At 64.6% G+C, this 26127-nt stretch carries 24 protein-coding genes and 6 pseudogenes; 18 read left to right on the top strand and 12 right to left on the bottom strand.

Features of this window, described 5'->3' with window-relative positions:
* Positions 1-73: 73 nt before the first annotated feature.
* From GO592_RS39480 to GO592_RS39495, 4 genes and pseudogenes are all read left to right on the top strand, one after another.
* A complete protein-coding gene (locus GO592_RS39480) occupies positions 74-1375 on the top strand; it encodes a cytochrome P450 (protein ID WP_007297953.1) in 1302 nt (433 codons plus the stop codon).
* A gap of 12 nt (positions 1376-1387) precedes the next feature.
* The gene (locus GO592_RS39485) at positions 1388-1579 is read left to right on the top strand and encodes a ferredoxin (RefSeq protein WP_007297954.1); all 192 of its coding nucleotides are present in this window, start codon (positions 1388-1390) and stop codon (positions 1577-1579) included.
* 5 nt (positions 1580-1584) lie between these two features.
* Positions 1585-2781, top strand: a complete 1197-nt coding sequence (locus GO592_RS39490; RefSeq protein ID WP_007297955.1) for an NAD(P)/FAD-dependent oxidoreductase — start codon at positions 1585-1587, stop codon at positions 2779-2781.
* A 91-nt stretch (positions 2782-2872) separates the two neighbouring features.
* A pseudogene (locus tag GO592_RS39495) lies at positions 2873-3064 on the top strand (transposase); the annotation flags it as partial.
* A gap of 169 nt (positions 3065-3233) precedes the next feature.
* Here the strand turns inward: GO592_RS39495 and GO592_RS39500 are convergent.
* The 3 genes from GO592_RS39500 to GO592_RS39510 form a co-directional block, all read right to left on the bottom strand.
* The gene (locus GO592_RS39500) at positions 3234-4694 is read right to left on the bottom strand and encodes a cytochrome P450 (protein WP_007297956.1); all 1461 of its coding nucleotides are present in this window, start codon (positions 4692-4694) and stop codon (positions 3234-3236) included.
* A gap of 1359 nt (positions 4695-6053) precedes the next feature.
* Positions 6054-6260, bottom strand: a complete 207-nt coding sequence (locus GO592_RS39505) for a hypothetical protein (protein WP_007297957.1) — start codon at positions 6258-6260, stop codon at positions 6054-6056.
* Positions 6261-6438: 178 nt separating this feature from the next.
* Positions 6439-6921, bottom strand: a complete 483-nt coding sequence (locus tag GO592_RS39510) for a TetR family transcriptional regulator (RefSeq protein ID WP_007297958.1) — start codon at positions 6919-6921, stop codon at positions 6439-6441.
* 23 nt (positions 6922-6944) lie between these two features.
* Here GO592_RS39510 and GO592_RS45325 point away from each other — a divergent pair.
* Positions 6945-7894 (top strand): annotated as a pseudogene (locus GO592_RS45325) (flavin-containing monooxygenase); the annotation flags it as partial.
* A gap of 192 nt (positions 7895-8086) precedes the next feature.
* On the opposite strand, the gene GO592_RS39520 reads toward GO592_RS45325, so the two are convergent.
* Positions 8087-8752: a helix-turn-helix domain-containing protein gene (locus tag GO592_RS39520; RefSeq protein WP_039951559.1), complete on the bottom strand. Its 666-nt coding sequence runs from the start codon at positions 8750-8752 to the stop codon at positions 8087-8089.
* Positions 8753-8873: 121 nt separating this feature from the next.
* Here GO592_RS39520 and GO592_RS39525 point away from each other — a divergent pair, with 121 nt between their 5' ends.
* The 3 genes and pseudogenes from GO592_RS39525 to GO592_RS45330 all read left to right on the top strand — a co-directional run bounded on the left by GO592_RS39525 (position 8874) and on the right by GO592_RS45330 (position 11430).
* Positions 8874-10472: an MFS transporter gene (locus GO592_RS39525; RefSeq protein WP_007297962.1), complete on the top strand. Its 1599-nt coding sequence runs from the start codon at positions 8874-8876 to the stop codon at positions 10470-10472.
* A 25-nt stretch (positions 10473-10497) separates the two neighbouring features.
* Positions 10498-10793: pseudogene (locus GO592_RS39530) on the top strand (PaaI family thioesterase); the annotation flags it as partial.
* Between the two features lie 373 nt (positions 10794-11166).
* A complete protein-coding gene (locus GO592_RS45330; RefSeq protein ID WP_231869137.1) occupies positions 11167-11430 on the top strand; it encodes an adenylate/guanylate cyclase domain-containing protein in 264 nt (87 codons plus the stop codon).
* A gap of 82 nt (positions 11431-11512) precedes the next feature.
* Here the strand turns inward: GO592_RS45330 and GO592_RS39540 are convergent.
* The 5 genes and pseudogenes from GO592_RS39540 to GO592_RS45335 all read right to left on the bottom strand — a co-directional run.
* Positions 11513-11783: pseudogene (locus GO592_RS39540) on the bottom strand (transposase); the annotation flags it as partial.
* Between the two features lie 370 nt (positions 11784-12153).
* Positions 12154-12417 carry an ANTAR domain-containing protein gene (locus GO592_RS39545; RefSeq protein ID WP_007297966.1) on the bottom strand — a complete coding sequence of 88 codons (264 nt, stop codon included), beginning with the start codon at positions 12415-12417 and terminating at the stop codon, positions 12154-12156.
* Positions 12418-14306: 1889 nt separating this feature from the next.
* Positions 14307-15538, bottom strand: a protein-coding gene (locus GO592_RS39550; protein WP_085990379.1) for an IS3 family transposase whose coding sequence is annotated in 2 segments (ribosomal slippage) — positions 14307-15217 and positions 15217-15538 — 1233 coding nt in all. Because the reading frame shifts where the segments join, the coding sequence is not laid out codon by codon here.
* 292 nt (positions 15539-15830) lie between these two features.
* Entirely contained in the window at positions 15831-16064 is a 234-nt protein-coding gene (locus GO592_RS39555) for a hypothetical protein (protein WP_007297969.1), read from the bottom strand.
* A 303-nt stretch (positions 16065-16367) separates the two neighbouring features.
* Positions 16368-16586, bottom strand: a pseudogene (locus tag GO592_RS45335) (alcohol dehydrogenase catalytic domain-containing protein); the annotation flags it as partial.
* A gap of 532 nt (positions 16587-17118) precedes the next feature.
* Here GO592_RS45335 and GO592_RS39565 point away from each other — a divergent pair.
* The 6 genes and pseudogenes from GO592_RS39565 to GO592_RS39590 all read left to right on the top strand — a co-directional run.
* A complete protein-coding gene (locus GO592_RS39565) occupies positions 17119-18339 on the top strand; it encodes an alkane 1-monooxygenase (protein ID WP_007297971.1) in 1221 nt (406 codons plus the stop codon).
* The gene (locus GO592_RS39570) at positions 18339-18524 is read left to right on the top strand and encodes a rubredoxin (protein ID WP_007297972.1); all 186 of its coding nucleotides are present in this window, start codon (positions 18339-18341) and stop codon (positions 18522-18524) included. Before GO592_RS39565 ends, GO592_RS39570 begins: the two co-directional genes overlap by 1 nt.
* A 1-nt stretch (position 18525) precedes the next feature.
* Positions 18526-18711 (top strand): rubredoxin, encoded by a 186-nt coding sequence (locus GO592_RS39575; protein ID WP_007297973.1) that lies wholly within the window; start codon positions 18526-18528, stop codon positions 18709-18711.
* Positions 18712-18716: 5 nt separating this feature from the next.
* The gene (locus GO592_RS39580; protein ID WP_050785278.1) at positions 18717-19970 is read left to right on the top strand and encodes an NAD(P)/FAD-dependent oxidoreductase; all 1254 of its coding nucleotides are present in this window, start codon (positions 18717-18719) and stop codon (positions 19968-19970) included.
* Positions 19963-20616: a TetR/AcrR family transcriptional regulator gene (locus GO592_RS39585; protein ID WP_050785266.1), complete on the top strand. Its 654-nt coding sequence runs from the start codon at positions 19963-19965 to the stop codon at positions 20614-20616. Before GO592_RS39580 ends, GO592_RS39585 begins: the two co-directional genes overlap by 8 nt.
* A gap of 143 nt (positions 20617-20759) precedes the next feature.
* A pseudogene (locus GO592_RS39590) lies at positions 20760-20899 on the top strand (IS6 family transposase); the annotation flags it as partial.
* A 255-nt stretch (positions 20900-21154) separates the two neighbouring features.
* Here GO592_RS39590 and GO592_RS39595 read toward each other — a convergent pair.
* Together GO592_RS39595 and GO592_RS39600 are read right to left on the bottom strand one after the other, a co-directional pair.
* Positions 21155-21433 (bottom strand): hypothetical protein, encoded by a 279-nt coding sequence (locus GO592_RS39595; protein ID WP_007297976.1) that lies wholly within the window; start codon positions 21431-21433, stop codon positions 21155-21157.
* The gene (locus GO592_RS39600; RefSeq protein WP_007297977.1) at positions 21430-21633 is read right to left on the bottom strand and encodes a three-helix bundle dimerization domain-containing protein; all 204 of its coding nucleotides are present in this window, start codon (positions 21631-21633) and stop codon (positions 21430-21432) included. The genes GO592_RS39595 and GO592_RS39600 overlap by 4 nt, the downstream gene beginning before the upstream one ends.
* A gap of 351 nt (positions 21634-21984) precedes the next feature.
* On the opposite strand from GO592_RS39600, the gene GO592_RS39605 reads away from it, so the two are divergent.
* Both GO592_RS39605 and GO592_RS39610 read left to right on the top strand, forming a co-directional pair.
* Positions 21985-22509 (top strand): DUF6328 family protein, encoded by a 525-nt coding sequence (locus GO592_RS39605; protein WP_007297978.1) that lies wholly within the window; start codon positions 21985-21987, stop codon positions 22507-22509.
* Between the two features lie 130 nt (positions 22510-22639).
* Positions 22640-24103, top strand: coding sequence for a CYTH and CHAD domain-containing protein (locus tag GO592_RS39610; protein ID WP_007297979.1), 1464 nt, complete (start codon positions 22640-22642; stop codon positions 24101-24103).
* 95 nt (positions 24104-24198) lie between these two features.
* Here GO592_RS39610 and GO592_RS39615 read toward each other — a convergent pair whose 3' ends face one another.
* Positions 24199-24345, bottom strand: a complete 147-nt coding sequence (locus GO592_RS39615) for a hypothetical protein (RefSeq protein ID WP_157234259.1) — start codon at positions 24343-24345, stop codon at positions 24199-24201.
* A gap of 462 nt (positions 24346-24807) precedes the next feature.
* On the opposite strand from GO592_RS39615, the gene GO592_RS39620 reads away from it, so the two are divergent.
* Together GO592_RS39620 and GO592_RS39625 are read left to right on the top strand one after the other, a co-directional pair.
* Complete coding sequence (locus GO592_RS39620; RefSeq protein ID WP_007297980.1) at positions 24808-25503, top strand: response regulator transcription factor; 696 nt, start codon at positions 24808-24810, stop codon at positions 25501-25503.
* Between the two features lie 73 nt (positions 25504-25576).
* Complete coding sequence (locus tag GO592_RS39625) at positions 25577-26041, top strand: MarR family winged helix-turn-helix transcriptional regulator (protein WP_012686944.1); 465 nt, start codon at positions 25577-25579, stop codon at positions 26039-26041.
* Positions 26042-26127: the final 86 nt, after the last annotated feature.

Raw genomic sequence — 26127 nt, forward strand, 5'->3', positions numbered from 1 at the left:
ACTATGGACACTCTAGCTAGAATGGAGACGTCGTTCGAACCGCCTTTCGCACGATTCCTCAGACGGAGCTGCCATGACCACCGAGACCTCTGGCACTACCCCGACGAGCGCCACACGGCGCCTCGCACGGCCGTACGACGAGACCGACCTGTCGTCGAGCGCGTTCTGGTCGTCGACCGCCGGCGAACGGGAAGTTACGTTCGCGCATCTGCGCGCGACGAACCCGGTGAGCTGGCACCGGCCGGTGGAGAAACTCCTCATCGAAGACCCCAACGATCAAGGCTTTTGGGCTGTCATGTCCCACGCGGCGCTGGTGGAAGTCACCAAGCGGAACGAGGACTTCCTGTCCGGCGAGGGCATTGTGATGGAGTCGATGCCGCAGGAACTGCTCGACGCCGGACAGGGTTTCATCGCGATGGACCCGCCCCGGCACACCAAGGTACGCCGGCTGTTGACCTCGGCGTTCACCCCGAAGCAGATCACCCGCATCAACACCCAGATCCGCGGCAACGCGAAACGAGTCGTCGATGACCTCGCACCCCAGGGCGAGGCGGATTTCGTGACCGAGTGCGCGGCACTGCTGCCGATGCACAACATCTGCGACATGATGGGTGTGCCTGAGGATGTGCGCCGCAAGGTCGCGGACGAAGCTCGCTACGCGGGCGGATGGAGCGATCCGGAGCTGATGGGGGACCAACCGCCGATCCCCCGCCTGTTCGAGGCGATGGGATATCTGCGTGAGGTGGCTGCCGACCTCATCGGCAAACGCCGCAACCATCCCGAGTCCGACCTTCTGACCAACCTGGTCGAGGCTGAGGTCGACGGCGAAAAGCTCAGCGACGATGAGATCGTCTCCTTCTTCGGGCTGCTCACCATCGCCGGGAACGACACCACCCGGCAGAGCACCAGTCACGCGATGAAGGCCCTCACCGACTTCCCCGACCAGCGCGCCTGGCTGATGGACGATTTCGATGCCCGCATCAAGACTGCGGTCGAGGAAATGGTCCGCTGGGCCACCCCGATTATGACCTTCCGCAGGACCGCCGCCCACGACTGCGAACTGGCCGGTCAGCAGATCACCGAGGGTGACAAGGTCGTCATGTTCTACGCCTCCGCGAACTGGGACACCGAGGTCTTCACCGATCCGGAACGCTTCGACCTCTCCCGCGATCCCAACCCGCATGTGAGCTTCGGGGGTGGCGGCATCCACCACTGTCTAGGAAACCAGCTCGCCCGCCAGCAGCTCGCTGCGCTCTTCGACGAGTTGCTCCACCGCTTGCCTGACATCGAGGTGTGTGGCGCGCCGTCCTACACCGTGAGCACCTTCTTTCACGGGGTCAACCACCTCCCCGTCCGGTTCAGCCCGTCGCACTGACAAGGAGACGACATGAGAATCGTGCTCGATGAAAACAGGTGTTCCTCGACCGGGATGTGTGAGGCCACCGCCCCGGAGTTCTTCGAGGTCGGCGACGACGGTGCACTGCACATTCTCGACGCCAACCCCGCCGACTGCCACCGCGCGCTGATCGAGGAAGCGGTGGGCGTCTGTCCAACCGACGCGCTGAGCATCGAGGACTGACCCCGGTGAGCGAATCCGGCCTGGTTGTCGTCGGTGCCTCGTTGGCCGGGCTGCATGCGGTCCAGTCGGCCCGCAAGACCGGCTACCACGGTCCGATCACGCTGCTCGGCGCCGAGGAGCACCTGCCCTACAATCGGCCGCCACTGTCGAAGGGGTTCCTCGCCGAGGGCCCGGCACCGGCGCCTACCACGTTCCCCGGTGCCGCTTCGCTACCCGACCTGGGTGTCGAGGTGCGCCTCGGTTGCACTGCCACCGGTCTGGACACCGCGACACACCACATCATCGCCGGCGATGAGCGGATCAACTATTCCAGCCTGATCGCCGCGACCGGTTCCCGTCCCCGCACCCTGCCCGGCGAACAGCTGCCCGGAGTGCACACCCTGCGCACCGTCGAGGACGCGCAGGCAATTCGTACGGCCCTCGAGGCGCAGGCACGCACTGTGATCATCGGTGCCGGATTCATCGGTGCCGAGATCGCCGCCGCCGCCCGTCGACGTGGACTTCCCGTCACGATGGTCGAGGCTGCACCGCTGCCGCTGATCCGCGCTGTCGGCCCGCAGATGGCGGTGGCGTGCGCCGCGCTGCACACCCGCAACGGCACCGACCTTCGCTGCGATGTCACGGTCACCGCTCTGACGGGAACGGACCGGATCGAGCACGTGCATCTCTCCGACGGCACCGTGCTCGACGCGGATCTCGTCGTCGTGGGGATCGGTGCGGAACCCGTTGTGGAGTGGCTCACGGATTCGGGCCTCGACCTCGACGACGGTGTGGTGTGTGACGCGACGTTGAAGGCCGCTGACTCGGTGTACGCGGCGGGCGACATCACCCGATGGAACCACCCGCTGTTCGGGGAGTCGATGCGCCTCGAGCATTGGACAGCGGCGGCTGAACAAGGGACTCTCGCTGCCCGCAACGCCCTCGATCCTGACAACGCCACTCCCTATCAGACTGTCCCCTACTTCTGGTCGGACTGGTACACAGACAAAATCCAGATGGTCGGCATCTGCGCTGCCGACGACGTTGTGGTCGTCGGTAGCATCGATGACCACGATTGGCTGGCGCTGTACTGCCGCGGCGACCTGCTCGTCGGCGCGTTGGCAGTCAACAAGCCCGGCAAGATCATGAAGTATCGCGCCAAAATCGCGGCCGGAGCCACCTTCGCCGACGCCCTGACATTCGCCGGCGCCGGCGTCCGATGAGTCGGTTCGAAATCAACCTTGTCGCGTAACTCCGCAGTCCGGACAGCAACTGCGAGCACTTTCACCGAGCAGGTCTGAGCACTTTCGCCGAGCGTCATCAGGGCATCTGGCCTCGTGGGCGGGTACCGCGCCGGGGTCGAACGAGTCGGCCGGTCGGGTGAAATCCACGAAGACCCGGCCCGGAAACCGGTATCTCAAGGGCGCCCCGGCACCGCCGCCCTCGCCGTCTCCTGCTAAGGGAACCTATTTCTCGGCGAAGTTCCGGCGCATCGCCGCGCGCCGGACTCGGCTACCGCGTCACCGTCGCGCCAGCTGCCTAACCGAATCCGGCACCGCCACAATAGAACCCGGATCCGCAAGCTACGCCGGGTCTCCGACGTACGCCCGTGGTCAAGGGGATTTTCGGGTCAGAGGAGCAAGGCACACTCCCGCTTGCTCGAAGTTGTCGTGGGCTATCTGCGGCTGAGCTGGATTGGTAGTCCGTCGACGGGAACGGGCAAGGAAGTGTTGTCCCAGCGGACGGTGTAGTCGTCAGGAACAGTCCAGGTGTAGACGCGCAGCATCTCGTGCAGGATCGCTTTGACCTCGAGTGTGCCGAAGTGAAGTCCGATGCATTTGTGCACGCCGCCACCGAAGGGAATCCAGGCGAAGCGGTGCGACTGGTCTTCTTGACGGTCGGGGGCGAAGCGATTCGGGTCGAAGGTGTCGGGATTGGTCCAGTAGTCCTCGACGAAGTGATTTACCGCGGGTGCGACAGCGACGAGGGTGTCGGCAGGGATGTAGTGGCCGAGGACGTCGGTGTCGGCGACGGTCTTGCGCATCACGATCGGTACGGGTGCGACCAGTCGCAGCGTCTCCTTGATGATCAGGTCGAGGGTTTGGAGTCCTTCCAGGGCGTCGATGTCGGGTAGATCGTCGCCGAGGGCGTCTGATTCGTCGCGGGCCTGTTGCTGCCAGGCCGGGTTCTTGGCGAGGTAGTAGGCGCACGCGGCCGTGGTGATCGTTGATGTGTCGTGGGCGGCCATCATCAGGAAGATCATGTGGCTGATGACGTCGTCGTCGGTGAAGCGTTCGCCGTCGGCGGTGGTGGCGTGACAGAGTCCGGCGAACAGATCGTTGCCGTCGCCGGACCGCGTTTCTGGAAGGTGTCGTGCGAAGTAGTCCTCGAGCACTCGCCGTCCCTTGACGCCGGCGCGCCACCGTGTGGCGGGCAACGGTGCCCGCACGATTGAACTCGCGGCACGCACGGTGGCGACGAAGGCCTGGTTGATCGCTGCGGCGTCCTCTCCGCCGCCGCACCCGCCCATGAACACTTCGGTGGCGATGTCGAGCGTGAGGTTCTTCAAACGTGGATAGATGCGTAGCGTGCTGTCGGTCGGCCAGGTCGGCACGTTCTCCCGCACGCAGGGGCCTACCTGGTTGGCGTAGCCGGCGAGCCGGTCGCGGGTGAAGGCCTCCTGCATGATGCGCCGGTGCATGCGGTGCTCATCAAAGCTCATCAGCATCAGGCCGCGGTGGAAGAACTTGTCGATGAGATAAGTCCAGCCGTCTTGGGAGAAGGCCTTGTCCTTGTTGGTGAGCACGTGTTGGGTAGCGTCCGGCCCGGAGACGATGACCATTCGGGTGCCGAAGGCTCCCATCCAACAAACCGGTCCGAACTGGTTGTACCGGTCGCGGGTGAAATCCGAGCCGAAGCGGATGTAGTCCAGAGTGTGCCCGAGCAGCGGCAGTCCTCGGTCGCCTTCGACCGGCTTGAGTCCGCTGCCCGACGGTGGCTCAGCGAGGTGGCGGGTCGGCCATTTGTGGCTGAAGCTGCGCAGTGCGTTCTCGATCCGTCGTGGCGCGGGGAGCATCACGACGGATGACACGCGTTCGCGCGCCTTGTCCAGCGGAGCGTGAATCAGATTGACCATGGGGTACCGTCCTTGACGTCTGTCGCCTAGTTGTCTAGGGCTTTGCGGGCGCGGTCTCGGTGGTTGCCGCCGGTTCACCGCTCCGATCTCGGGTGGGCGTGCAATCTGTTCGGCCCGCGTTCATACCACCAGTGGGACGTTGCAGGCGCTGATGACGCCGACCACCGGAAAAGGCCGGTATCTGATCGACAGCAGCTTGGTCGCGGTGAGCAGTGTTTGCGTGCGGGGATTGCTCTTCGGCGAGGAATTTCGCGGAAGTCGCAGACCAGGGGACTTCGATCGAAGCCTCTTGCCGGGGTTCGCCTGTTCGGACTGTAGCAAGGTGTTCTTCGGTGGCCAGCAAACAGTCTCGGAAACGTAGTATCCAGGTGACCCGCGATCCAAGGCCGTCGCAGTCCCGTCTTGGCTGCCCATCCCGAAGCGCTGTCACCTCGTACGTGACAGACGCGCGCGGTCCGGGACGGTGCCGAAGACCGGGCCGTACACCGCCAGGGTGCCGCCGTGCTCATGTGTTTCCCATGTCGTGGCGCATCCAGCGTCTCAAGGGTGGCGTTTCGCCAGCTTCGTGTCGAAGGCGGCGTATCGGAGTTACGGGGCGCAGACGCTCGGCGGACAAGGCTGAGGTCATCGATTCTCCCTGCGATGTGGGGTCTAACACACGTCTGGCCAGTCTCGACAGAATAGTAATCTTTGTCAATAGTGCGACATTGTCTCAATGTTTGTCGGAGGAGGAACTGCTAGATGTCAGTCGGCGCCGTGCAAGAGGACCGGAACACGATCAGGAGCAGGGCAACGCGCCCAAGCGGCAGCAGTAGGCTCGAGTCGGACCGATCTCCTCGACACGCCTCAAAGTAGGAATTATCTTGGGCAAGTGGAATATTCGCAGCAGATCCGAGAAGATTGTCGTGCTGGGCGAGCTGTTCGTGGCCGTCGGCGAGCGCGAATGCGGCGGCGAAATCCTCGGGGTCGCATCGGTAGACCGAACTCGAGGGGGTGTACGAGTCCGCAGGGCAGGGTCGACGAACCGGGGCGCCCGGATTCGGGCGGGGCGTCGGGCGATTCCCCTTCTCGGTGGTACCGACGGCTTCAGTGACGGGGCTGGATCTGGCGAGAAGCGCCGCCGCAAGCTCATAGGCGGCTGCTCCGGCTGGATGGTGAAGGCTCCGCGGACGAGGTCGGTGTCGACGGAAGCGTGAGTGCTTTCGTTGCCGGGCTTGGACGCGGTGTAGGCACCTACGCGGTGTGGGCACCTATCAGTCGCATGTGTCCTGCCGTGGCAAGTGGGGAATGTTGAGCAGATAACCCCTGCGAAGCAGATGGGGCAGGACGGCACGGTCGGGGGCCAGGCGCCCAAGTTGACTACGAGGGTGCGTTCGATGTGTTCGACAGGTGCGGCGAACAGGGGCCGACGAAGGCGACGCCGACGAAGGCGACGCCGATGGTAACGTCGATTCCGCCGAACCGTTCGGCCGTCACGTCGGCGGCGGCCGTTATTGCTGCGTCATCGGTGACGCCAGCTTCGAAGACTACTGTGCGATCGCCGAGTTTGATTGCGAGGGTGCGCATTCTGTCCGCTTCCGGGCCGACGAGCGCGCCGTTCGCCCAAGTGGCATGCAGACGTCGGGGCGAGGGCTTCGCCGATTCCTCTGTCGGCTCCGGTGACGAAGAAGCTTGCTTGTGTGAGTGGTCGATGAGCGAGCCATGTGCGTTCAGTCCTTCGGGTCGGTTGGTTTGAGTTGGCCGGTCAGTGCGGGGCCAGGTATCGGCGGCAGAAGTCGCGTGCGGTGTCGGGGTCGTCGAGATCGACGATGGTCGTGGGAGTCAGCACGAACGACAGAATCAAGCGCACGGTCAGTTCGGCGACAATGAGTAGTTCGGCGCCGGTGCGGTCGTCGTCCAGGCTCTGCGCGAACTGTGCGGCGAGAAAGTCCGAGCATGTTCGAACGAATTCCCTGCCCTGCACGGTCAGATGGGGCAGAAGAGCTTCGGGTTCGCTTTCGAGCAGCCGATTGAGCAGCGTGTGACTGCGTAGGGCGGCGAGCGTGAAGACGAAGCCCTCGGTCAGCTTGTCTTCCGCACGGGGATATCGGTCGGCCTCACGCTGCAGGTCGGTGAGGAACTTTCCGAGCTCGCGCATTATGACCGCTTCGATCAGGTGCTGTTTGCTCGGAAATCTGCGGTACAGCGTGACGCGCGCGAGCCGTGAACGCCGTGTGATGTCTTCCACTGTCGACCGGTTGATCCCGAAGCAAGAAGGTCGCCGTGATCGGCACCGGCGCGAGTGCCGTGCAGATCATTCCCCGAATTAGTCAATACGGCCGCGCACGTGAAGGTTTTTCAGCGGACTCCGGGCTGGGTGGTGCCCCGGCTGCAACACCCCGGAGTGGAACAAGGCCCTCTACCGGACGGTGCCGCCCGCCCAGACTGCAGCCCGTAGTGCGGTGTTCGGGATGCACGAGTTCATGGCGCTCGGGCTGGTGTGGCACACCGCGATGACCCGACTTCTCCAGCAGATTTCCCGGCTGCAGCTGCGACGCCAGATCAAAGATCCCTGGATGCGCCGCCAACTCACCCCTCGCTTCACGGCGGGATGCAAACGACTGCTCGTCACCAACGACTACTACCCAGCGTTGAGTCGGGAGAACTGCACCCTCATTACCTGGCCCATCGCGACCCTGTGTCCGGAGGGCATCCGCACCGCCGACGGGCTCGAACATCACGTGGACGCGATCGTGTTTGCCACGGGCTTCGATGTGGCGAAGTCCGGCACACCCTTTTCGATTGTCGGGATCGACGGTCGATCCCTCGACGAGGAGTGGTCGTCCGGTGCCTACGCGTACAAGAGCATCAATGTCGCCGGCTATCCGAACCTCTTCTTCACTTTCGGCCCGAATTCCGGGGCCCGGGCACAACTCGGCGCTGGTGTACATGGAGGCACAGATCGACTACGCCGTGCAGGCGATCCGGGCCATGGGACGCTGGAATCTCAAGTACCTCGATGTACGTGAGAACGCGCAACGCAGCTTCGATGCCCTGCAGAAACGGTTGGCGAAAACGACCGGGAACTCAGGGTGCCGAAGCTGGTATCTGACCGAGGACGGCTTCAACGCCACCATGTACCCCGGGTTCGCCACCCATACGTCAAACAAATGGCGGACGTGCGGTTTCAGGACTACCAGGCCGTCGCCGGGAGGCCGTGAGGCCGTGAGGCCAAGGGACGAGGAATGCGCGCCCGAACTTTCCTAAGCCTAGGTGTACCCAGCTCGGACATGTGTGCCATCTGCCCGTCGATCATCGACGAACGCAGTTCGATGATTGCGCATGGTAGTTGGTGGGTAGATCGAGACCGGCGGAGAATCGTTGACCTCTGAAACATGTCGGGCAACAACAAATCAGTGTGTGATCGAGGTTTGCGTCTGTGCGGTGGCGCGGGCGGCGAGGAAGTCGTCGACGAGTTGCTGACGTTCAGCCGGGCCGGTGGGCGGGAGTGCTGCGAGTCGGGTGAAGATGATGGGTCCGACGAGTTGGGTCAGGGCCAGGGTGGTGTCGAAGTGGCCGAGCTCTTGCTGGGCTTCGGGGCTGCCCAGGATCTCGTCGAACGGTTCGCGGTATTGGTTGACCACCCGCGTGCGGAGGGAACTGACCGGGTTCCTGTCATCTTCGGGATGCGATGTCGTCCCGACGGTGTCGGGTTGGGTGGACCCGAGGGCGAGCCAGCCGAGCATTGTCAGTTGGGCGGGGGCTTCCTCGATGAGCTTGGCCTGACGGTCCAGCAGCTCGATCAACTGTTCACGGATCGTTCCGGACGCCGGCGGTGCGGTGACCGGGGGCAGCAGTCGCTCGAACGCCGCGGCCAGGAGCTGGGTGCTGTCGGTGAAGTGCCGGTAGAGGGTGGTCCGCGCGACCTTGGACACCTTGGTGACCGCGTCGATCGTGACGGCCTCGATGCCGCCGGTCGAGAGCAGGGACGTCGCCGCGTCGAGCAGTCGTGCGCGTGAACGGGCCCGCCGGGGATCCACGAGCCGGTCCTCGTCGTCGACCAGGTTTTCGATGATCATCTTCTCGCCCACCTCGTCATTGTGCCCTCGGATCAGTCGCGGGCACTATCCCCTCACCCCACATTGTGCTACGCATAGTAGCGAACCGATACCAACCGTATCGTTATGTGGAGGTGGGTGTATGGCTGCCGGTGATCGGGTGCTGCTGTCGCGGGCGCAGAAGTGGACGTTGGTGGTCTCGTGCCTGTCGGTGGCCCTGGTGGTCGCGTCGATGGCGGCCCTGTACACCGCGCTGCCGGACATTGCGGTGGCCACCGGGGCGACGCAAACCCAGCTCACCTGGGTGGTCGATGGGTACACGTTGGCGTTGGCGTGTCTGGTGTTGCCGGCCGGGGCGCTGGGTGACCGTTACGGCCGGCGGGCGGTGCTGATCGTGGGGTTGGCGCTGTTTTCGCTGGCCTCGGCGGTGCCACTGCTGGTATCGACCCCGTGGTGGTTGATCGCGGCGCGGGCCGCGGCCGGGGTGGGGGCGGCGTTCGTGATGCCGTCCACGCTGTCGATCCTGACCGCGGGCTTCCCCGAGCAGCAGCGGGGGCGGGCGGTCGGGATCTGGGCGGGGGTCGCCGGGTCCGGGGGTCTGCTGGGGATTCTGGGGTCGGGGCTGCTGCTCGACTTCTGGTCGTGGCAGTCGATCTTCGTCGGCCTGACCGGGGTGGGGGTGTTTCTGCTGTTGTGTGCCTTCACCATTCCCGAATCCCGCCAGGAGAATCCGCCGCTGATGGATGTGATCGGATCGGTCGCGGTGGTGTTCGCGATCGGACTGGTGGTGCTGGCCATCATCGAGGTGCCGGCACTTGGCTGGTCGGATCCCGCGGTGGTCGCCGGATTCGGGCTGGGTGTGGTGGCCACGGCGGTGTTCGTGGTGTGGGAGTTGCGGGCGGATCATCCGCTGCTCGATGTGCGGTTCTTCGCCCGTCGGGGCTTCGGGAGCGGATCGTTCTCCATCACGATCCAGTTCCTGGTGACGTTCGGCGTCTTCCTGGTCCTCGTCCAATACCTGCAGTTGATCTTCGGATACAGCCCGCTGGGTTCGGCGCTGGCGTTGGCGCCGATGATGGTGCCGTTGGTGCTCCTGTCGGCGATCGCACCGTGGATGGCGGCCCGGCTGGGGTTGCGGTTGATGACGGTGACCGGTCTGCTCGCCATCGCTGGGGGGTTCTACGTCATCAGCCGGCTGGATCTGCACTCCACCTACGTCGACGTGCTGTGGCCGACGCTGCTGATGAGCGCGGGTCTGGGCCTGACCGCGGCACCGGCGACGGCGGCCATCGTTGCGGACACCCCGGTCGAAAAACACGGGGTCGCCGCGGCGGTCAACGACGCCACCCGCGAGATCGGTGCGGCGATCGGCATCGCGGTCGCCGGCAGTGTCCTGGCCGCCGGGTACAGCCACAACATCGCCCCGGCGATCGAGCGGCTCCCTCCGGAGGCGCGGGGCCCGGTCACCGACTCACTCGCCGGTGCCCTCGAGGTCGCCGACCGGGCCGGACCGGTCGGCGACCAACTCGCCGACTTCGCCAAGTCCGCGTTTCTGCACGGCACCGAGCAGTCCGCGATCGTCCTCGCAGTCATCGCGTCGGCGGGTGCCGCGATCCTGCTGTTCTGGGCGCCCGGCCGCGCTCCCCGCACCCCGGACACGGGCGCATCGGGGAACCCGGCCGCATCGGGGAACCCGGCCGAACCGGCCCAGCGCAGTCGATCCCGCGCCGCCCGCCGTTAGCCAGCACCGCCGAGAAGGGACGCCCGTGACCCAGCTACCGCTACCGCCGCACTCGCCGACCTGCATGGGGTGCGGGCCGGACAATCCCGCCGGCCTGCAACTGGAGGTGTTCCGCTCCGGCGACGAGGTCTACACCGATGTGACGTTCGACGAACGCCACATCGGTGCGCCCGGCCTCGCGCACGGTGGGGCGGTGGCCGCCGCCTGCGACGACCTGTTCGGCTTCACCCTCTGGATCGCCCTCACCCCGGCGGTGACCCGCAGCCTCACCGTCGACTACCTCGCCCCGTCCCGCTGCACCGGCCTTTTCGCATCACCGCCCCGGCGCGGTCCAGCACGCGCTGGACCGCTGACACGACTGAAAGAAGATGCATGGCAATGTGTCACACCAGTGCCCGTCCGCACCGCGGGCAGCAGCACGGAGCGGGCCGACGAGTGTGCTGCCCTCCCGCCCTGATCCCGCAGAAGCCGCCGATGCCGGCCGGCCAGTTCCGGTGCTGTTGCACGTAACCAACTCGACGGAACTCGCCCACCAGCTCTCGCCGCAAGTATTCGTCGACAAGCTCAACCGTCTCCTCGCGGCAGTGATCGCGGCAACCGAGAGCCACCACGGGCTGGTCAACAAATTCGAGGGAGACGCCGCACGGCAGATCCGCGACCGCGTCCTCGCCGACGTGGGGAACTCGACATCGGGATCGGACTCGCTACCGGCGCCGTCGTCGCCGGAAACCTCGGCACCGACCAGCGCCTGGAATACACCGTCATCGGCGACGCGGTCAACGAGGCATCACGCCTCACAGACCCTCGCCAAACACACGCCGGGATGGATCCTCGCCGCCGACACCGTCATCAGAGCTGCCAGCGAACACGAACGCGAATAATGGACACCACACGGCGAACTCTCCCTCAAAGGACGAACCCTGCCGACACAAACCTGGGAAAGCAGCACCCCCTGTGAGCACTAACCGTGATTCGGTTAAACCGGGAACGCCGACACGCTAACGGCACCTCTGACCTACGGGGCCCGTGGAGATTCCGCGTCAGGCAGCCGTCTCGACGGTGGACACAGATCGATAGGCGGCCCCGTCTCGCAACATCGCCCACAGAACGTTCGATCTCCGCCTGGCCAGAGCAAGTACTGCTTGGGTGTGCCGTTTCCCTTCCGCGCGTTTGCGGTCGTAATAGGTCTTGGACTCGGGCACTGGATCTCACGCTGAGCTGGGCGGACAGGTAGAACACCCGCAACAGTCGGCGATCGTAGCGCCGTGGTCGTCGGTGGTTGCCGCTGATGCGGCCCGAATCCCGCGGCACCAGGGGTGGCGGAGCGCAACGTTGTGGCATGGGATGACCTCGCCACCGATCCCACCCGGGTGGAGATGGTTGTCGACGACCGGGACACCGTGGTGTACCCACGAGCCATCCCTCCGTGTATGTAGCGGCGTTGAGTACCCAAACGGATCGAGATAGTCACCGCGCTGGCCAAGTGACCGCCACCGGCAAGATCCGCAAATTCGATCTGCGTCAACAACATCGCGATGGTTGAGCGCACAAGGCGGTGTCGGTGAGATCGCGAGTTTGTCGTTATCCGCGTCGCGGGGTGAGCTGCATTTCATGTCCTTGATTGTCCCCCCCGGGAGGCGATTGGGCGTTTCGGGCGCAGAGAGGACCACTGCCGGGAGCGTCACTGCGCGCAACGAGTGTGTTTGGTGTGACCCTTGTCGCCGACGGCGAGGTCTACGAGTGCGCGTGCGTTGAGCACGCTGAGGTGGTGACGGTGGGCCATGCGCAGCAACTCGTCGAATGCGGCGGTGTCGCTGCAGCCGCGTAACGCGATCACAATGCCTTTCGCGGTCGACAATAGTTGCCGGCCATCCATCCGACGCTTGTCCGTGGCATCTGCGGGCTCCAGCGCCGGGGTGTCACCGGTATCGGGTACTTCGGTCATCTCCCACGCCTCTGTTGATGCTGTGGTTTGCTGCGGCCACGCCGGTAGAGGGACACGAGTGCGCGGTGTGGGGAGTCGCTGCGTGGCTTCCGCGGCGCCCTGAGTGCTCCGCTTGTGAGGAGCGAGGGAGCGACCCGCAGGGCCCGCGCCCGCGTCTTCGGTATGCCGAGGCGGGCAAGCTCCGTGTACCAGCGCCGGACACCTGCACCGGGACGCCGGTGCCGCGGCCGGGGGTGCCGACACCGGGGCGTCGACGACCGGTTTCGGTGTGCCCCGGTCTCAGGTCCGGCGCCGAGGTGCCGACACCGAACTCTGGGAGCATCGGCGAGTGATCTGGGTGGCCCTTGGTCGGGGCCGGTAGTCGTCGCTGGTGGTGGGTCGGGGCGGGTAGCCGCTGGCGCTCGAGCCAGCGCGTTTCATAGGCCAGGACCACCCCCCAGGTGAGATACGGGCCGAAGAGGGCGACCGGAAGGCCGATCAAGGACAGGACCACAAGGTGTTCCATCGCGCGCTCCGTAGCGGTGGCTGAGTTCTAGCTGAGCCGATCCCTCACGTTGGCACCACTTACGGTAACGAAATCGTCTTGAGACTGAGTTGCGTGCATGTGAACTGTCGAACACTCCGATGTATCCACTCGATGTCGAAACTGCAGTTCAAGGCATAATACCGACCGGCCGCGCGGTCTGGCACCACGCGGCCAAGAACGAGCAGAGGGGTGTGGAACCGCCGAGGGGCGAAACCACGGTCACCCGCGGCCACCAGCAGAACCGTTTAACCCTCGTTTAACCCCAATACCGTTCAGTTACCGTCTGAGTACGGTGCATATTGTTCTGCATCCAGGCGTTCCGAGAGAAGCGGCTGAGCTGTCACGTCATCGACGGTCGCCGATTGAACGTGCGTGTTGTCGCGGAGGAGAGTGGAAGAGGTTCTGGGCAAGAATGTGTCGGTTGGCGCTGTCGCCGCGACGGGTCACCGGACGGCACATCCTGACCGAAGGGTCCCTTTCCTTGCCGGAAATGGGGCGATGCGCGCGAATGCCATTGATGTCCAGAGATTTCCACGACTGCGCTGTCGACCATGGTCGACGGCGCACCCCCGCCTGTCGTGAGTCCGGGCCACCTACAACAGCACTGACCAGTCAGAATGGACGAGGGTTGGCGATGGCGATGATTCATATTGAAGCAGAGCCGGTTTCGGGGGCGTGGGTGCGGTCCGGGCTCAGGCCACCCGCCGCCGACCGAGCACGTTCCGTCCGAGATGCGAAACCCCGGGCTCGAATCGACCGAGATCAGCCCGGGCGGGTACCTTCCGGCAGACCCCCGACGGTTGGCGGGCACCCTCACCTCCTACGACCTGAAGGCGGTCGGCGGGTTCACCCGCGTGCTGCTGCACGACGCGCTGACCACGACCCGTACCCGACATCACCGACACCCGCGCGGCCTACGCCGCCGCCCAGGGCGCGTACCCCCGCTCGGCGACGCTGACGTCGAGCACCAGGGGACCAGGGTTTTCGGCCGGGTGGTTCATGCTAGAATGGGGCACCATCGTGACGGGTGAATCAGAAGCCGAGGATCCAGTCTCGGATGTGATGGCAAGCGCGGCGTACCTGCGGAGCATCGCACAGTGACCGCCCTGAGGACCAGCGTTCTCGGAACGTCCCGCTCGCGGAGCTGTTGATCGCCGAAACGGCGATCTCAGACCTCGGGTCCGATCCGGACCCGCACATCTACTCCACATTGTCTACGCCTCACCCACCGCTCAGCGACAATCCGATGGGCAAGCATCAACTCTCGTGCCGTCCGAAGGCAGGGTATACACGCCGACAGCATCGTGGATCATCCCCGGAAGGTGGATACCGGGCGTTCCCCCCGAGGTGTGGACACCAGTTCCTATGCGGCGGTGGCCAGCGTAGCCGATCGCCGCTCGAACTCGACCGGACAGATCTGGCCGAGAGTGGAGTGCCTCCTTCTGGTGTTGTAGCGCGTGATCCAGCGGAAGACAGCAGCACGTGCCTCGCCCGCGCTGTTCCAGCGCTTCCGACTCTGTAACGTCTCCCGCTTCAGCGTCGCGTTCAGCGACTCGGCCGCCGCGTTGTCCGCCGACGTCCCGACCGCACCCCGCGATGTCGTCACGCCCAGCTCGCGACACAGGTCGGCGAACTCGGCCGACGCATACTGAGCCCCGTTGTCGGAGTGGAAAATTGACCCATCGAGACCGGCGGCGCCGCGACAGGCCGCCGCCGCCCGCAGTGCATCGGTGACCAACTCGGTACGCATGTGGTCGGCGATCGACCACCCCGCCAACCGTCGCGAACCCAGGTCCAACACCGTCGCCAGATACAAAAACTCACCATCACCGACCGGCAAATAGGTGATGTCGCCGACGTATCGGGTGTTCGGTGCGCTCGCGGTGAAATCCCGCCGGATCAGATCCGGCACCGGGGCCGCGTCCGGGGCGGGAATCGTGGTGCGGACCGGTTTGCGCAGATGCACACCGACGATCCCGTGCTCGCGCATCACACGCTCGACCCGCTTGTGATTGACCTCGATCCCGGCCTCGCGCAGCTCCGCGGTCACCCGCGGGGCACCGTAGGTGCCGTCGGAGTCGGAGTGGATGGCACGGATCCGCTCGGCCAGCTCCTGATCGGCGCGGACGCGTTCCGCCCGGGCCGGCGCCGAGGACCGCCACCGGTAGAAACCCGAGCGGGATACCTCCAGGATTTGGCACAGCCACTTCACCGGAACGGTGTCGCAGTGGTCATCAACGAATCGGAAGCGGCTCACCAATTCGTCTCGCCCGCGAAATACTTCGCCGCCCTCCGCAAGATCTCCCGCTCGGTTTCGAGCTTCCGGATCTGGGCCTTGAGCTGCCTATTCTCTTCCTCTAACACGGACTCGGACGATACCGCGCCTGCCCGCGATGTCGGCCGCGCCACCCCACTGGCCCGGAGCTCGTCCGTGGAGGTACCGGTGCGTTTGCGCTCCGCCCGCACCCAATTCCGTAGGGTCTCGCGGCTGACTCCCAGGTCGTTGCCGATGCCATCGAAGGTGTGGCTCGGATCGGACAGGTACAGCGCGACGGCATCGGCCTTGAACTCCGCCGAGTACGCCTTCATCGCCATCAGTGACATCTCTTCCTCTGGGACCTTCACGACCCAGTGTTCACGATGTCCACACTTGAGGGGGAACCCCCACCAACCTCCGAGCGAGCAGAGCACGACATTGACCGGTCGCTTCGGACTGCAGCAACGACAAAGAAGCGTCGTGCATGAAATGGCCGACAAACAATTTCGAATGGGCGGTACACGGAAGAGCGGAGTCAACGCTCCGTGACAACACCACCTACCAGCCCACACCGACTGCGATCGCCCGGCATAATCAGATTTTGGATCACGATCACGTTCGAGGGCCGGATCAACGCGAAGAACTAAACCGCTGTGTCAGAGGCGGATCCACCGCAAGTCGGAAAGTCCCGGTACTTTTGCTGCGCACGACGCCTGATTCAAGCCTGCGCCTATTGCGGGGTGACTCCGCCGTCCGCCCGACTTTGTCGTAGATGTGACCGCACACGTGGATGATGATGGGGATCAATGCTGGAGAAAGCATGAAGATCACCAGCGGGACGAACCAGTAGATGAACTCGATCATTGCGGTACCTCTTTGTTGGTCGGAAGTATTCGATGCGCCTCGGCGATCCAGTCGACCTCAAGGGGCCTCCCGTGCCGTGTGTGGGAAGGGTGTGGTCCGGGCGATCACGTCCGAAGGAGGGCGGCCGAACTCTGCGCGGTACGCGGCGTAGAAGCCGTCCATGAAGAACCGGTGTGCCGGGCCGTCGGGGAAGGGGGAGAGCCCGGATCGAGATTGCGCTGCGGGTGCTCGCGGTCCAGCTGGCGACGACCGTCTGATCTCCCTGGTTGGAGGGTAGTGACAAGCTGGTTCCGAGATGGCTGAGCCCGATCCGATCTTGGGGATGACCCCGGCACCCTCGTGGCCCCCGACTACAGGGAAGTGCATCGGGATGTCGCCTGTGACCAAGTGCTCGTCCGAGTGGCACAGTCCGCTGGCGGTGAGCCTGACCATCGCCTCGCCGGGCTTGGGGTCGTCTAGGTCGAGTTCTTCGACCTGCCAACTTCTCTCCGAGCCCCCACAAACTGCAGCCTTTGTCTTCATCCCACTCTCTCCATTCCACGAGCCGATCACGGACTCTCCTCACTATGCGCGTGTGGTCTACGTCACCGCGCGGTCCGCACGTGCCAGGCTTGGCCCGTACGCGCCAACCGGGAGCCCCGGGGGGGTGGGAGTCGTGGTACTCCGCAGGTGAGTTTTTCGCCGAACAATCTCTCCTGTGACCACCCGGTGCGCGGTCGACCGGCAGTCGGTTCCGGTAGGCGCTGTCGGACGGGCCACCACTGCAAGGGATGAAGCCGCGACCCTCACCTCGGATCATCGCTGTCTCGAGAGGCCGTTCGTGGTTGAGCATGCGGCTGGTTCCGTGTGGCTGCGAGCTTCCTTCCTGGCGTTGGCATCGAGCGAGAAGCGCCCTGGACGCCGGGGTGCGGACTTGCGGTGGCCATCTGGCGCGATCAGCCGGGGGTATACAAAAGAGCATCGGTGTATAGACAAATTACAGATCGTCTGTAGTGTCAATACCTGAGTGATCCAGGGCATAGTCCCGAACTGGTCCCGAAGGTGAGGAGTAGAGGTGACGACGAACGTGAATACCGAGTCGCACATTCCTGTCGAGGAATGGCGTGACAAGAAGCGACACTTGTGGCTGCTGGGGTTGATTCCACCGACGGCCGTCTTCCTGGGCGCGGCGTTGGTCTGGGGATTTAATGAGCTCGGCTGGAACGCGGTGTCACCGATCTGGTGGTGGATCGGTGTGATGCTCCTGTTCGGGCTGCTTCCTGTTCTCGACATCTTCTTCGGGCCCGACGGCCAGAATCCGCCGGAGGAGGTGATGGAGCGACTCGAGAACGACAAGTACTACCGCTACTGCACGTATGTGTATATCCCGTTCCAGCTGGCGAGTCTCGTCTTCGCGTGTTACCTGTGGTCGGCGGACAATCTCGCCTGGCTGGGGATTGACGGGGGATTGAGCTGGATCTCGAAGATCGGACTCGCGTTGAGCATTGGGGTGATGGGCGGAGTCGGTATCAACACTGCACATGAGATGGGTCACAAGAAGGACGAACTCGAGCGCTGGCTGTCGAAAGTGACTCTGGCGCAAACGTTCTACGGGCACTTCTATATCGAACACAACCGAGGGCACCACGTGCGTGTGTCTACGCCGGAAGATCCTGCCAGTGCACGGTTCGGCGAGACGTTCTGGGCGTTTCTTCCACGCAGTGTGTGGGGCAGTCTCAAGTCCTCCTGGGAACTCGAAAAGACCCGCATGCAGCGACTCGGCAAGAGCACGTGGAGCATCCACAATGATGTACTCAATGCCTGGGCAATGTCGGTCGTGGTGTTCGGCGCACTGACCATCGGTTTCGGTGTCGAAATCGTTCCATTTCTGGTTATCCAAGCCATCTATGGCTTTTCTCTACTCGAAACCGTGAACTACCTCGAACACTATGGGCTGTTGCGGCAAAAGACCGCGAGTGGTCGGTACGAGCGATGCGCACCAGTGCACAGTTGGAACTCGGACCACATCTGCACCAACATCTTTCTGTACCACTTGCAGCGGCACAGTGACCACCATGCCAATCCGACCCGCCGCTATCAGACGCTTCGCAGTATGGACGGTGCGCCGAACCTCCCGAGTGGCTACGCGAGCATGATCGTCCTCGCCTATGTTCCGCCGATCTGGCGCACGGTAATGGACAAGCGGGTTCTCACCCACTACGACGGCGATATCACACGGGTGAACGTTCAGCCGAGCAAGCGTGAGAAGGTCCTATCCAAGTACGGAGCGAAGTAATGGCACGTTATCGATGCCCCGTCTGCGACTACGTGTATGACGAACGTACTGGCGCACCACGAGAGGGATTCCCGGCGGCAACCCGATGGAGTGCTATCCCCGAAAGCTGGTGCTGCCCGGACTGCGGAGTGCGGGAGAAAGTCGATTTTGCACCCGTGGACACCGACACGACGACAAGGAGTTGACATGAACTCTGATTTCAAGCTGTACCGATGCATTCAATGCGGATTCGAATACGACGAAGCCGAAGGCTGGCCCGAGGACGGCATCGCGCAGGGTACTCGATGGGACGATATCCCTGAAGACTGGAGTTGCCCGGACTGCGGTGCCGCGAAAGCGGACTTCGAAATGATTGAAGTGGCCCGCTCGTGACGACGATGGTGATCGTCGGTACCGGCATCGCCGGCGCAACTGCAGCGGAGACTCTACGGGCAGAGGGCTTCTCGGGAAGAATAGTGATGGTCGGAGACGAACCGAGCCTCCCTTATCGGCGGCCGGCGCTCTCCAAGGACTTGCTTGCAGGCACAATGACAGCCGAGCGGGCGCTCCTCAAATCCGACACCGCGTGGACCGAGAAGGACATCGACATTCGTTCGGGCATCAGCGCCGAAACGATCGATCCAGAACGGCGAACCGTGGCGCTGTCGGACGGCGAGACACTCACATTCGAGGCGTTGCTACTGGCAACAGGCGGACGAGCACGTGAGTTCGCCACCCGCTCAGGCGAGCGAATCCACACGTTGCGAGGCCTCGCGGATACCACGTCGCTGCGGGATGCGATCATCGGCGCAGGGTCTGTCCTGATCGTCGGCGGTGGGTTGATTGGGTCCGAGGTGGCGGCAACCGCGCGCTCGCTCGGAACCGAGGTCACGATTCTCGAAGCGGCGGAAGCGCCGTTGATCAGGATTCTTCCGCCGGCGATCTCGAAGATGTACCGCCAACTCCATGCCGAGCATGGAGTCACCATGGAAACCGGTGTCAGTCTCACCAGCCTGACCTTGGATGATCACGGTGTCGTGGCCACGGACACCGAGGGGCGCACATGGTCCGCCGGAATGGCGCTGGTGGCGATCGGGATGGCGCCGAACACCGAACTGGCTGCATCGGCTCGGCTTTCAATCGACAACGGCATTGTCGTCGATGAGCATTTCCGCACCTCGGCGTCGGGGATTTACGCGGCAGGCGATGTCGCGAACTGCCCGAACCCGATTATCGGAGGCAGACACAGAACCGAGCATTGGAACAGCGCCATGTCTCAGGGGGCGGCTGCGGCGAAAGCCATGCTAGGCAGGCCCGCGCTCTTCACCGAGGTGCCGTGGGCGTGGTCCACGCAGTACGGCCACAATCTCCAGTTCGCTGGCTGGCCCCGGGCCGACGATGATTTGATCGTCCGTGGCTCCCTCGACGACCGCAACTTTACGGCGCTGTTCAGTAGGAATCGGATGCTCGTCGGGGCTGTGTCGGTGGGACGCCCCAAGGACATCCGCGCCGCGCGGGAATTGATCCAACATCGCAGCCCCCTCGATCAGCAGGCTCTCAGGGACGAAGACACCTCACTGGCGGACCTCGCCGCCATACGGCGAGAAACTGCCCCGCGATCGGTGGCCCCCATCGATTCCGTCCATGGCTGACAACATTGCTCCGGGTGTGCCGGTGATCGGACGTCCCCGCGCACGCGCTCGTATTCCCTACGCGGAGGCAACCCGGTCGTTGTTGCATCAGTCGATACTCGATGCGATGGGGGACTTGCTGCGAACCAAGGATTGGTCCGAAATCACCATGACTCACGTCGCCGCGTCGGCAGGAGTGAGTCGTCAAACCCTGTACAACGAGTTTCAGTCGCGCCATGGTCTCGCTCAAGGCTACGCACTGCGGCTGACCGACAGTTTCGTGGAGGCACTCGACGAAGCCGTCTATACGAACACGGGTGACATGCACGGAGCATTGCTCGGGGGATTCTCGAGATTCTTTGCTGAGAGCGGTTCCGATCCCTTGGTGCAATCTTTGCTCACTGGTGATCCGAAACCAGACTTGCTGCGTCTGATCACCGTCGAGAGCGCCCCCCTCATCGAACGCGCAAGCGGGCGTCTGAGCACCACATTCGGACACAGTTGGGTGCAGGCGTCCACGGAGCGTGCCATGGTCCTCGCCAAGGCCATCGCACGGCTTGCGATTAGCTATATTTCGATGCCTCCGGACTCCTACGGCGATGTGGCCGAAGACATGGCCAAGCTCTTGACGCCTTATGTCCTTGCATCCACGCCAGTGGTGGAATGAGGCACGGCGCATCGTCGACGGATGTGAGAGAGAACAGGACAGGGTCATACCTTCACCGCCGGGCGAGGTGCACAACGTTGACGATCACCTAGACGGCATTGTCAGGTTGGTGAACAGCCCAGTCGCTGGGAGGATTGGCGGTCGTGGTCACTGCAGCGTCGTACAAGGGATTCCGGTATCCGCGCGAGAGATCTCGCCCATTGCGTTGTGGCTGTATCACCGGTTCCCGCTCAGTTTCCGTGAGGTCGAGGAGCCGATGCTCGAACGCGGCGTCGTCGTATCGATTATGTGGACAAATTGCGTCTGTCAATCTTCCGGGCAGGCCGGGGCAACTGGATCCTCTGCGATCAGTGACCATCACCGCCTGGTGGCCCCAGATCGGACTGGCCCCCACAACCGCGACCATGACCCTCGAATCGGTTGGGAACCCGCGCCGTTAGCAAGCACACGGATCCGCCACTCTCGACGAGCGGGTGGAGGGCTCCCCGCGCGGCCGGTGATACCGCACTCGGAAACTGTGAGCTGTCCCCGGGCGGGGTCAGGCGAGTGCTGGTGGGTCGCGCCGGATCACCTCGGGAAACCGGAACACGAGCGCATCGACGAGTCGGTGCACTTCGAACAGCTCACCACGCAGGCCCGCGACCTCGGCACCCAACTGGTCGGTTAGGCGGCGTTGGTGGTCAGTGCGGGCGCGGTCGGCGAGGGCTTCTGTGGACTCGATACGCTGGGAAAGAACGTCGATCTCCGTGTCCAATTGGTCGAGGAAAATACGCGCCTGCGCCGCGTCGGAAGCATCCGCCACTGCCCCGACAGTCATGTCTCGATCAACGCGGCGAGCTTGGCGGTCGCCGCCCGCTCGATGAGCAACGGAACGAAATCTCGAATGCGCCCGCTCGTGAAGTGGGCGGCCGCTTCTTCCACGGCGGTTCCGACTGCCTCCCGCGATGCGGTCGGGAACTTCGTAAGCAGCCGCGTGGTGACCTGCGAGATCTGGCGTGCTTCTTCCGCGGAATTCATACTACGAATCGTGCTGGCCCAAGTCCTTCCGCGTCAATCCAGCACCGGTCCTTCCGCGTCAATCCAGCACCGGAGGTCTGTGACCAACGCATCTCCTGGCAAGAAGCTTCACCCGCTGCTCGCCAGCCTTTCCGTCGGTGTCAGCTCGCTTGTGCACACCGGCGAGTCAGTCTTAACTTTCGCGACATCGCGCACCGCCAGGCACCTGAGGGAGACGTCGCAGCCCTGCCGGGCTGACCCGCAAATCGGGCGCCTCCGACGGCACCAGCCGTCCACAGCTGACGGGCGGAGACGCCCACCGGCGGCAGTTGCGCGGGTTCCATCAACCATAAAATCGGGTACTGCCTGGGCATGGACAGCGCAGAGGACCGGGACGACGCCGCATGGAACCGCCGAGTCCGCAACGAAACCGACACCCAGCGACTCGACCGCAACTGGAACAACCTGCTGCAGGAACTCCGTGTCGCGCAGACCGGTGTTCAACTTCTGACCGGATTCTTGCTGACCCTGCCCTTCCATCAGCGTTTCGAGGAGCTGTCGGGCGCTCAGGAAGTGATCTACCTCGTGACCGTCGCCCTGTCGGTGACCGCGACGATGATGCTGGTCGCGCCGGTCGGCATCCACCGGCTGCTGTTCCGCCAGCATGCCCTTCCCACCCTCGTCGCAACCGGACAGCGACTGGCGATCGGCGGCATCGCCGTCCTGGGGTTCGCCCTCGTCGGCGTGGTCCTGCTGATCTTCAGCTTCGTGGTCGACATGACCACCGGGATCATCGCGGCCGCAGCGGCGATGCTGATGTTCTTCGGCCTCTGGATCCTGCCGGCCCTGCGCAGCCGTTGCTCCACCGACGATGACCAGGCACCTGAGACGGTGTGAGCCGGGTTGCGTCGCCTCGTTGAGCGCCCTGGTGGGCACGCCCTGCCCCACCGGGTTCGCCACCCGACCGAGCCCCTCACCACCGGAAAGTCAATCGCCGCGGACCCTTGGTGGGGTGCAGACTGGACTCATGGTGTCGACGCAGCGCGAGCGGGAAGACAAGTACGACGTGGGCCTGCATTTCATGCTGCCGGATCTGGGAGGGCTGGTTCCCGCCGGTGGGCGGATCGAGGCCGGCGCGGCGAACCTGAGCAGTGTCTACTACGACACCGACGACCGGGACCTGCTCCGCCAGCACGTCACGCTGCGTCGGCGCACCGGTGACACGGACGGCGGGTGGCAATTGAAGGTCCCCGCCGACAAGGCCCGCACCGAGCTGACACTACCGCCCGCCGATAGGGAGGCGGTTCCCGACGAGCTGGCCACCCTGGTCACCGGGGTCGCTCTGGGTAAACCCCTGCACGAGGTGGCGGCGCTGTCCACCGTGCGGCGCACCCAACGCCTGCTCGACCGGGGCGAGCAGCTTCTCGCGGAGGTGGCCGACGACCTGGTGCACGCCACCGTCGCCGGGGACGTCGCCGTGGTCAGCGAATGGCGGGAAGTGGACGTCGAACTCGGCGATGGCGGCGGGAAGTCCCGGCGCGCCAAGGTGGCGACCAAGGTCGGCAAATGCCTCACCAAGGCCGGTGCCAGGCCGTCACCGCACGCGTCGAAGCTCGATCGCGCGCTCGCCGCCAACCAGCACGCACGCGCCGCCGACGCAAGGGCCACGGCGGAACGGGTGCTCACCGAGTACCTCGACGCCCAGGTCCAGGCGATCGTGGCCGGCGACGTGTGGCTTCGCCGCGGGCTGGACCCGATCCATTCCACCCGGGTCGGTATTCGACGGTTCCGCAGCACCCTGCGCGTGTTCGGCAAACTCCTGGACCCCACGGCTGGAGCGAAGCTCGACGCCGAGTTGTCCTGGTACGCCGGTGTGCTCGGTGAGGTGCGGGACCGGCAGGTGCAACGGCAGCGGTTCGCGGAGAAGGTGGCCGACCTGCCGGGCGAGCTGGTGATGGGACCGGTCGCCGCCCGCATCGAGGGCGATCTGCTCGCCGAGCAACACCGCCACCGCGGCCACGCGATGGAGGCCATCGACAGCGACCGCTACCGGGCGCTGATGGCCACCTTGGCGCAGTGGCGAACCGACCCACCGTTCACCACGCCGGCCGATTCGCGTTCCGTCCGCAAGGCGACACGCAAGGCCGGGCGCAAGGCAAACAAGAGACTGACCACCGCGGTCGCCGACACCGACGACGCGGCGCTGCATCGGGCGCGCAAGGCCGCCAAGCGGGCCCGCTACGCCGCCGAACTCGCCAGACCGGTCCTCGGTAAGAAGAAGTCCAAAAAGAAGGCCGCAAAGTACAAGAAGATCCAGACGGTACTGGGCGAGCACCAGGACTCCGTCGTGGCCGCCGAGACCCTCCGCACGCTCGGCGCCCGCGCCGGATCCACACCGGGCGAGAACGGGTTCGCGTTCGGGCTGCTGTACGGGCTCGAACTGCAGGCAGCCCAGCGGGCGCGAGCGGACGCCACGCGCCTCGTGAGCTGATCCTCCGGTCGGTGGCCTTCCTGATCGCGCAGATCGTGGATAGGCCGCATTTCCGTTGACAGAGCAACGCAGAGGAGCGTGTGACGGGGCGCCGGTCAGGTCGGCTCGGTGGCCCTCCCGCCGGTCATGGTTGCCGCCTGCGGGTCGGTACGGTCCATCCGCTCGAGATGGGCCTTGATCCACTCGGTGGTGTGGGGCCGCGCGGAACGCGGGGGCGTGTATTCGGCCGGTCCGTCGGTCATGGGCGTTCCCCTGAGGTGCCGGGAACGTCTGATGGCGATATACCCATGGAAGAGAGCGTGCCCGCACGGATTGAACACGCGGTGAACACCGTGGTCGGCTCTGGTTTTCACCCGTTGATCCGGCAAACGGCGCCGGCATGCGGACCGAGCCTGGCCGGACCGGGGTCGGTCTCCGGCCACGCGTCGGGTGCCGATTCCACGATGACCCCAACTGCCTGGGTCGGAGCGGCCCGACCCGCCGTAAAGGCTGCGGCCGGGCGCCGACACGACGCTGCGAGCTGCCCTGTCGGCGCCCGGGGCTGATGCGCAACACACGGGTGGGGAGCGAATGCCCAGGATCCATGCGATCGTATCGGCGAAACGAGGTGGCGGCGCTGATGTATCCGCCGAAGCCTGCACGTCCTGGGAAGCCTGCACGTCCTGGACGGAAAACAGGCGACTCGAGGCAACCCAAGGATCCGTGTGAACCCATTCAGCATCCCGGCCGCAGCCCCTGCGTGCGTGGTGCTCGTCCATGCTGATGTGAAACAACGCCTCGTCGACCGCATTCGAACCGCCGGTGTCCGCGCTCTCGATGTGGCCGTCCTCGACCTACGACCGCAACGACGTCAAGCACCTGACGCCGTCCGAACTCTGCGGGCTACCCGATTCGAGGGGGCGGTCGTCGTGATCGATCAGCGTCGGTCCAGCCAGGAGCGGATCGCCGCTCTCGAGGCGGGCGCCGATGACGTCCTGGACGTGCAGATGGGCGAGGAGGAACTCGTTGCACGGATTCGCGCGGTACTGCGCCGCGCACAATCCAGACCGCAACCGACGCCGAATGCGCAGGTCCTGTCCTTGAACTGGGGGTGTAAAACCGTCGAACACCACGGGCTGCGCAGGACCCTCACCCAGACGGAATTCAACCTCATGGTCGTGCTGACCATCAATGCCGGCCGCATTGTTCTGCGCCGGCATCTCCTCCTGATCGTGTGGGGCGTCGCGAGTGACTCGAGGGCGAAGAAGGTCCTCAACACCTATATTTTCTCGCTCCGCCGGAAGTTGGCGTCGATCGGGGCGCCCCACGCAGTCCAGACGATCCGCGGCGTGGGTTTCTCCCTGCACGGTGCGGCCTCAACGACCGAACGTAGTCCCGCCGAAACCCCCTCTTCTTCCTGACCAGGTCGGCGAGGTCACCATTAGTGGGGATTCTCTACGATCGTGAATCCCCATGACTGTTAGGGTGGGGTTCATGCCTGCATCCACGACGCCGCCGGAGAGCCTGCTGCGGAACCCCACCTTCGTGATCGCGGAGCTGCATCGGGTGGGGCGTGAGGACCTCGAGGGCGTGCTGGCGGCCGAGGGGCTGAGCCTTCGGACCCATTGGATCCTCTGCTGTCTGGAAGAGCCGGGTGAGCTGTCCCAGAAGCAGGTCGCCGAGGTTCTGGGCGTCGATCGCAGCGACATGGTGCGACTGCTCGACGACCTCGAGGAACGCGGGTTCGTGGCACGTGCCAAGAACGCCAAGGATCGGCGCAAGCATGTGCTGTCGTTGACGAAGTCCGGCCGGCAGGTGCGGGAGCGGAGCGAGGAGTTGACCCGGAAGGCGTTCGATCAGCTCTACGGCAATCTCTCGGCGAAGGAACGCCAGAGCTTGCAGCGTCTGGTCCTGAAGGCGCTGGGCCTACCGAAGAAGTACGCCGACCCACCCACTTAGCCGGCACAGCCCCCGGTTTCCACGGTGTCTATTGCACCGTTCTCATGCCGGCCCCGCGAATTCCTTCGCGCAGGCCGGGGCCGTTC

This window comes from Rhodococcus sp. 21391, from assembly GCF_016772255.1.
GTDB lineage: Bacteria > Actinomycetota > Actinomycetes > Mycobacteriales > Mycobacteriaceae > Rhodococcus_F > Rhodococcus_F opacus.

Coding starts and splice junctions, on each gene's coding strand:
- GO592_RS39545 (WP_007297966.1), bottom strand. CDS start 12,417: ATGACCGAAGTACCCGATACCGGTGACACCCCGGCGCTGGAGCCCGCA.
- GO592_RS39575 (WP_007297973.1), top strand. CDS start 18,526: ATGAACTCTGATTTCAAGCTGTACCGATGCATTCAATGCGGATTCGAA.
- GO592_RS39555 (WP_007297969.1), bottom strand. CDS start 16,064: ATGATCGAGTTCATCTACTGGTTCGTCCCGCTGGTGATCTTCATGCTT.
- GO592_RS39525 (WP_007297962.1), top strand. CDS start 8,874: ATGGCTGCCGGTGATCGGGTGCTGCTGTCGCGGGCGCAGAAGTGGACG.
- GO592_RS39625 (WP_012686944.1), top strand. CDS start 25,577: ATGCCTGCATCCACGACGCCGCCGGAGAGCCTGCTGCGGAACCCCACC.
- GO592_RS39505 (WP_007297957.1), bottom strand. CDS start 6,260: ATGCGCACCCTCGCAATCAAACTCGGCGATCGCACAGTAGTCTTCGAA.
- GO592_RS39610 (WP_007297979.1), top strand. CDS start 22,640: ATGGTGTCGACGCAGCGCGAGCGGGAAGACAAGTACGACGTGGGCCTG.
- GO592_RS39570 (WP_007297972.1), top strand. CDS start 18,339: ATGGCACGTTATCGATGCCCCGTCTGCGACTACGTGTATGACGAACGT.
- GO592_RS39520 (WP_039951559.1), bottom strand. CDS start 8,752: ATGATCATCGAAAACCTGGTCGACGACGAGGACCGGCTCGTGGATCCC.
- GO592_RS39585 (WP_050785266.1), top strand. CDS start 19,963: ATGGCTGACAACATTGCTCCGGGTGTGCCGGTGATCGGACGTCCCCGC.
- GO592_RS39615 (WP_157234259.1), bottom strand. CDS start 24,345: ATGACCGACGGACCGGCCGAATACACGCCCCCGCGTTCCGCGCGGCCC.
- GO592_RS39500 (WP_007297956.1), bottom strand. CDS start 4,694: ATGGTCAATCTGATTCACGCTCCGCTGGACAAGGCGCGCGAACGCGTG.
- GO592_RS39485 (WP_007297954.1), top strand. CDS start 1,388: ATGAGAATCGTGCTCGATGAAAACAGGTGTTCCTCGACCGGGATGTGT.
- GO592_RS39605 (WP_007297978.1), top strand. CDS start 21,985: ATGGACAGCGCAGAGGACCGGGACGACGCCGCATGGAACCGCCGAGTC.
- GO592_RS39580 (WP_050785278.1), top strand. CDS start 18,717: ATGGTGATCGTCGGTACCGGCATCGCCGGCGCAACTGCAGCGGAGACT.
- GO592_RS39595 (WP_007297976.1), bottom strand. CDS start 21,433: ATGACTGTCGGGGCAGTGGCGGATGCTTCCGACGCGGCGCAGGCGCGT.
- GO592_RS39600 (WP_007297977.1), bottom strand. CDS start 21,633: ATGAATTCCGCGGAAGAAGCACGCCAGATCTCGCAGGTCACCACGCGG.
- GO592_RS39480 (WP_007297953.1), top strand. CDS start 74: ATGACCACCGAGACCTCTGGCACTACCCCGACGAGCGCCACACGGCGC.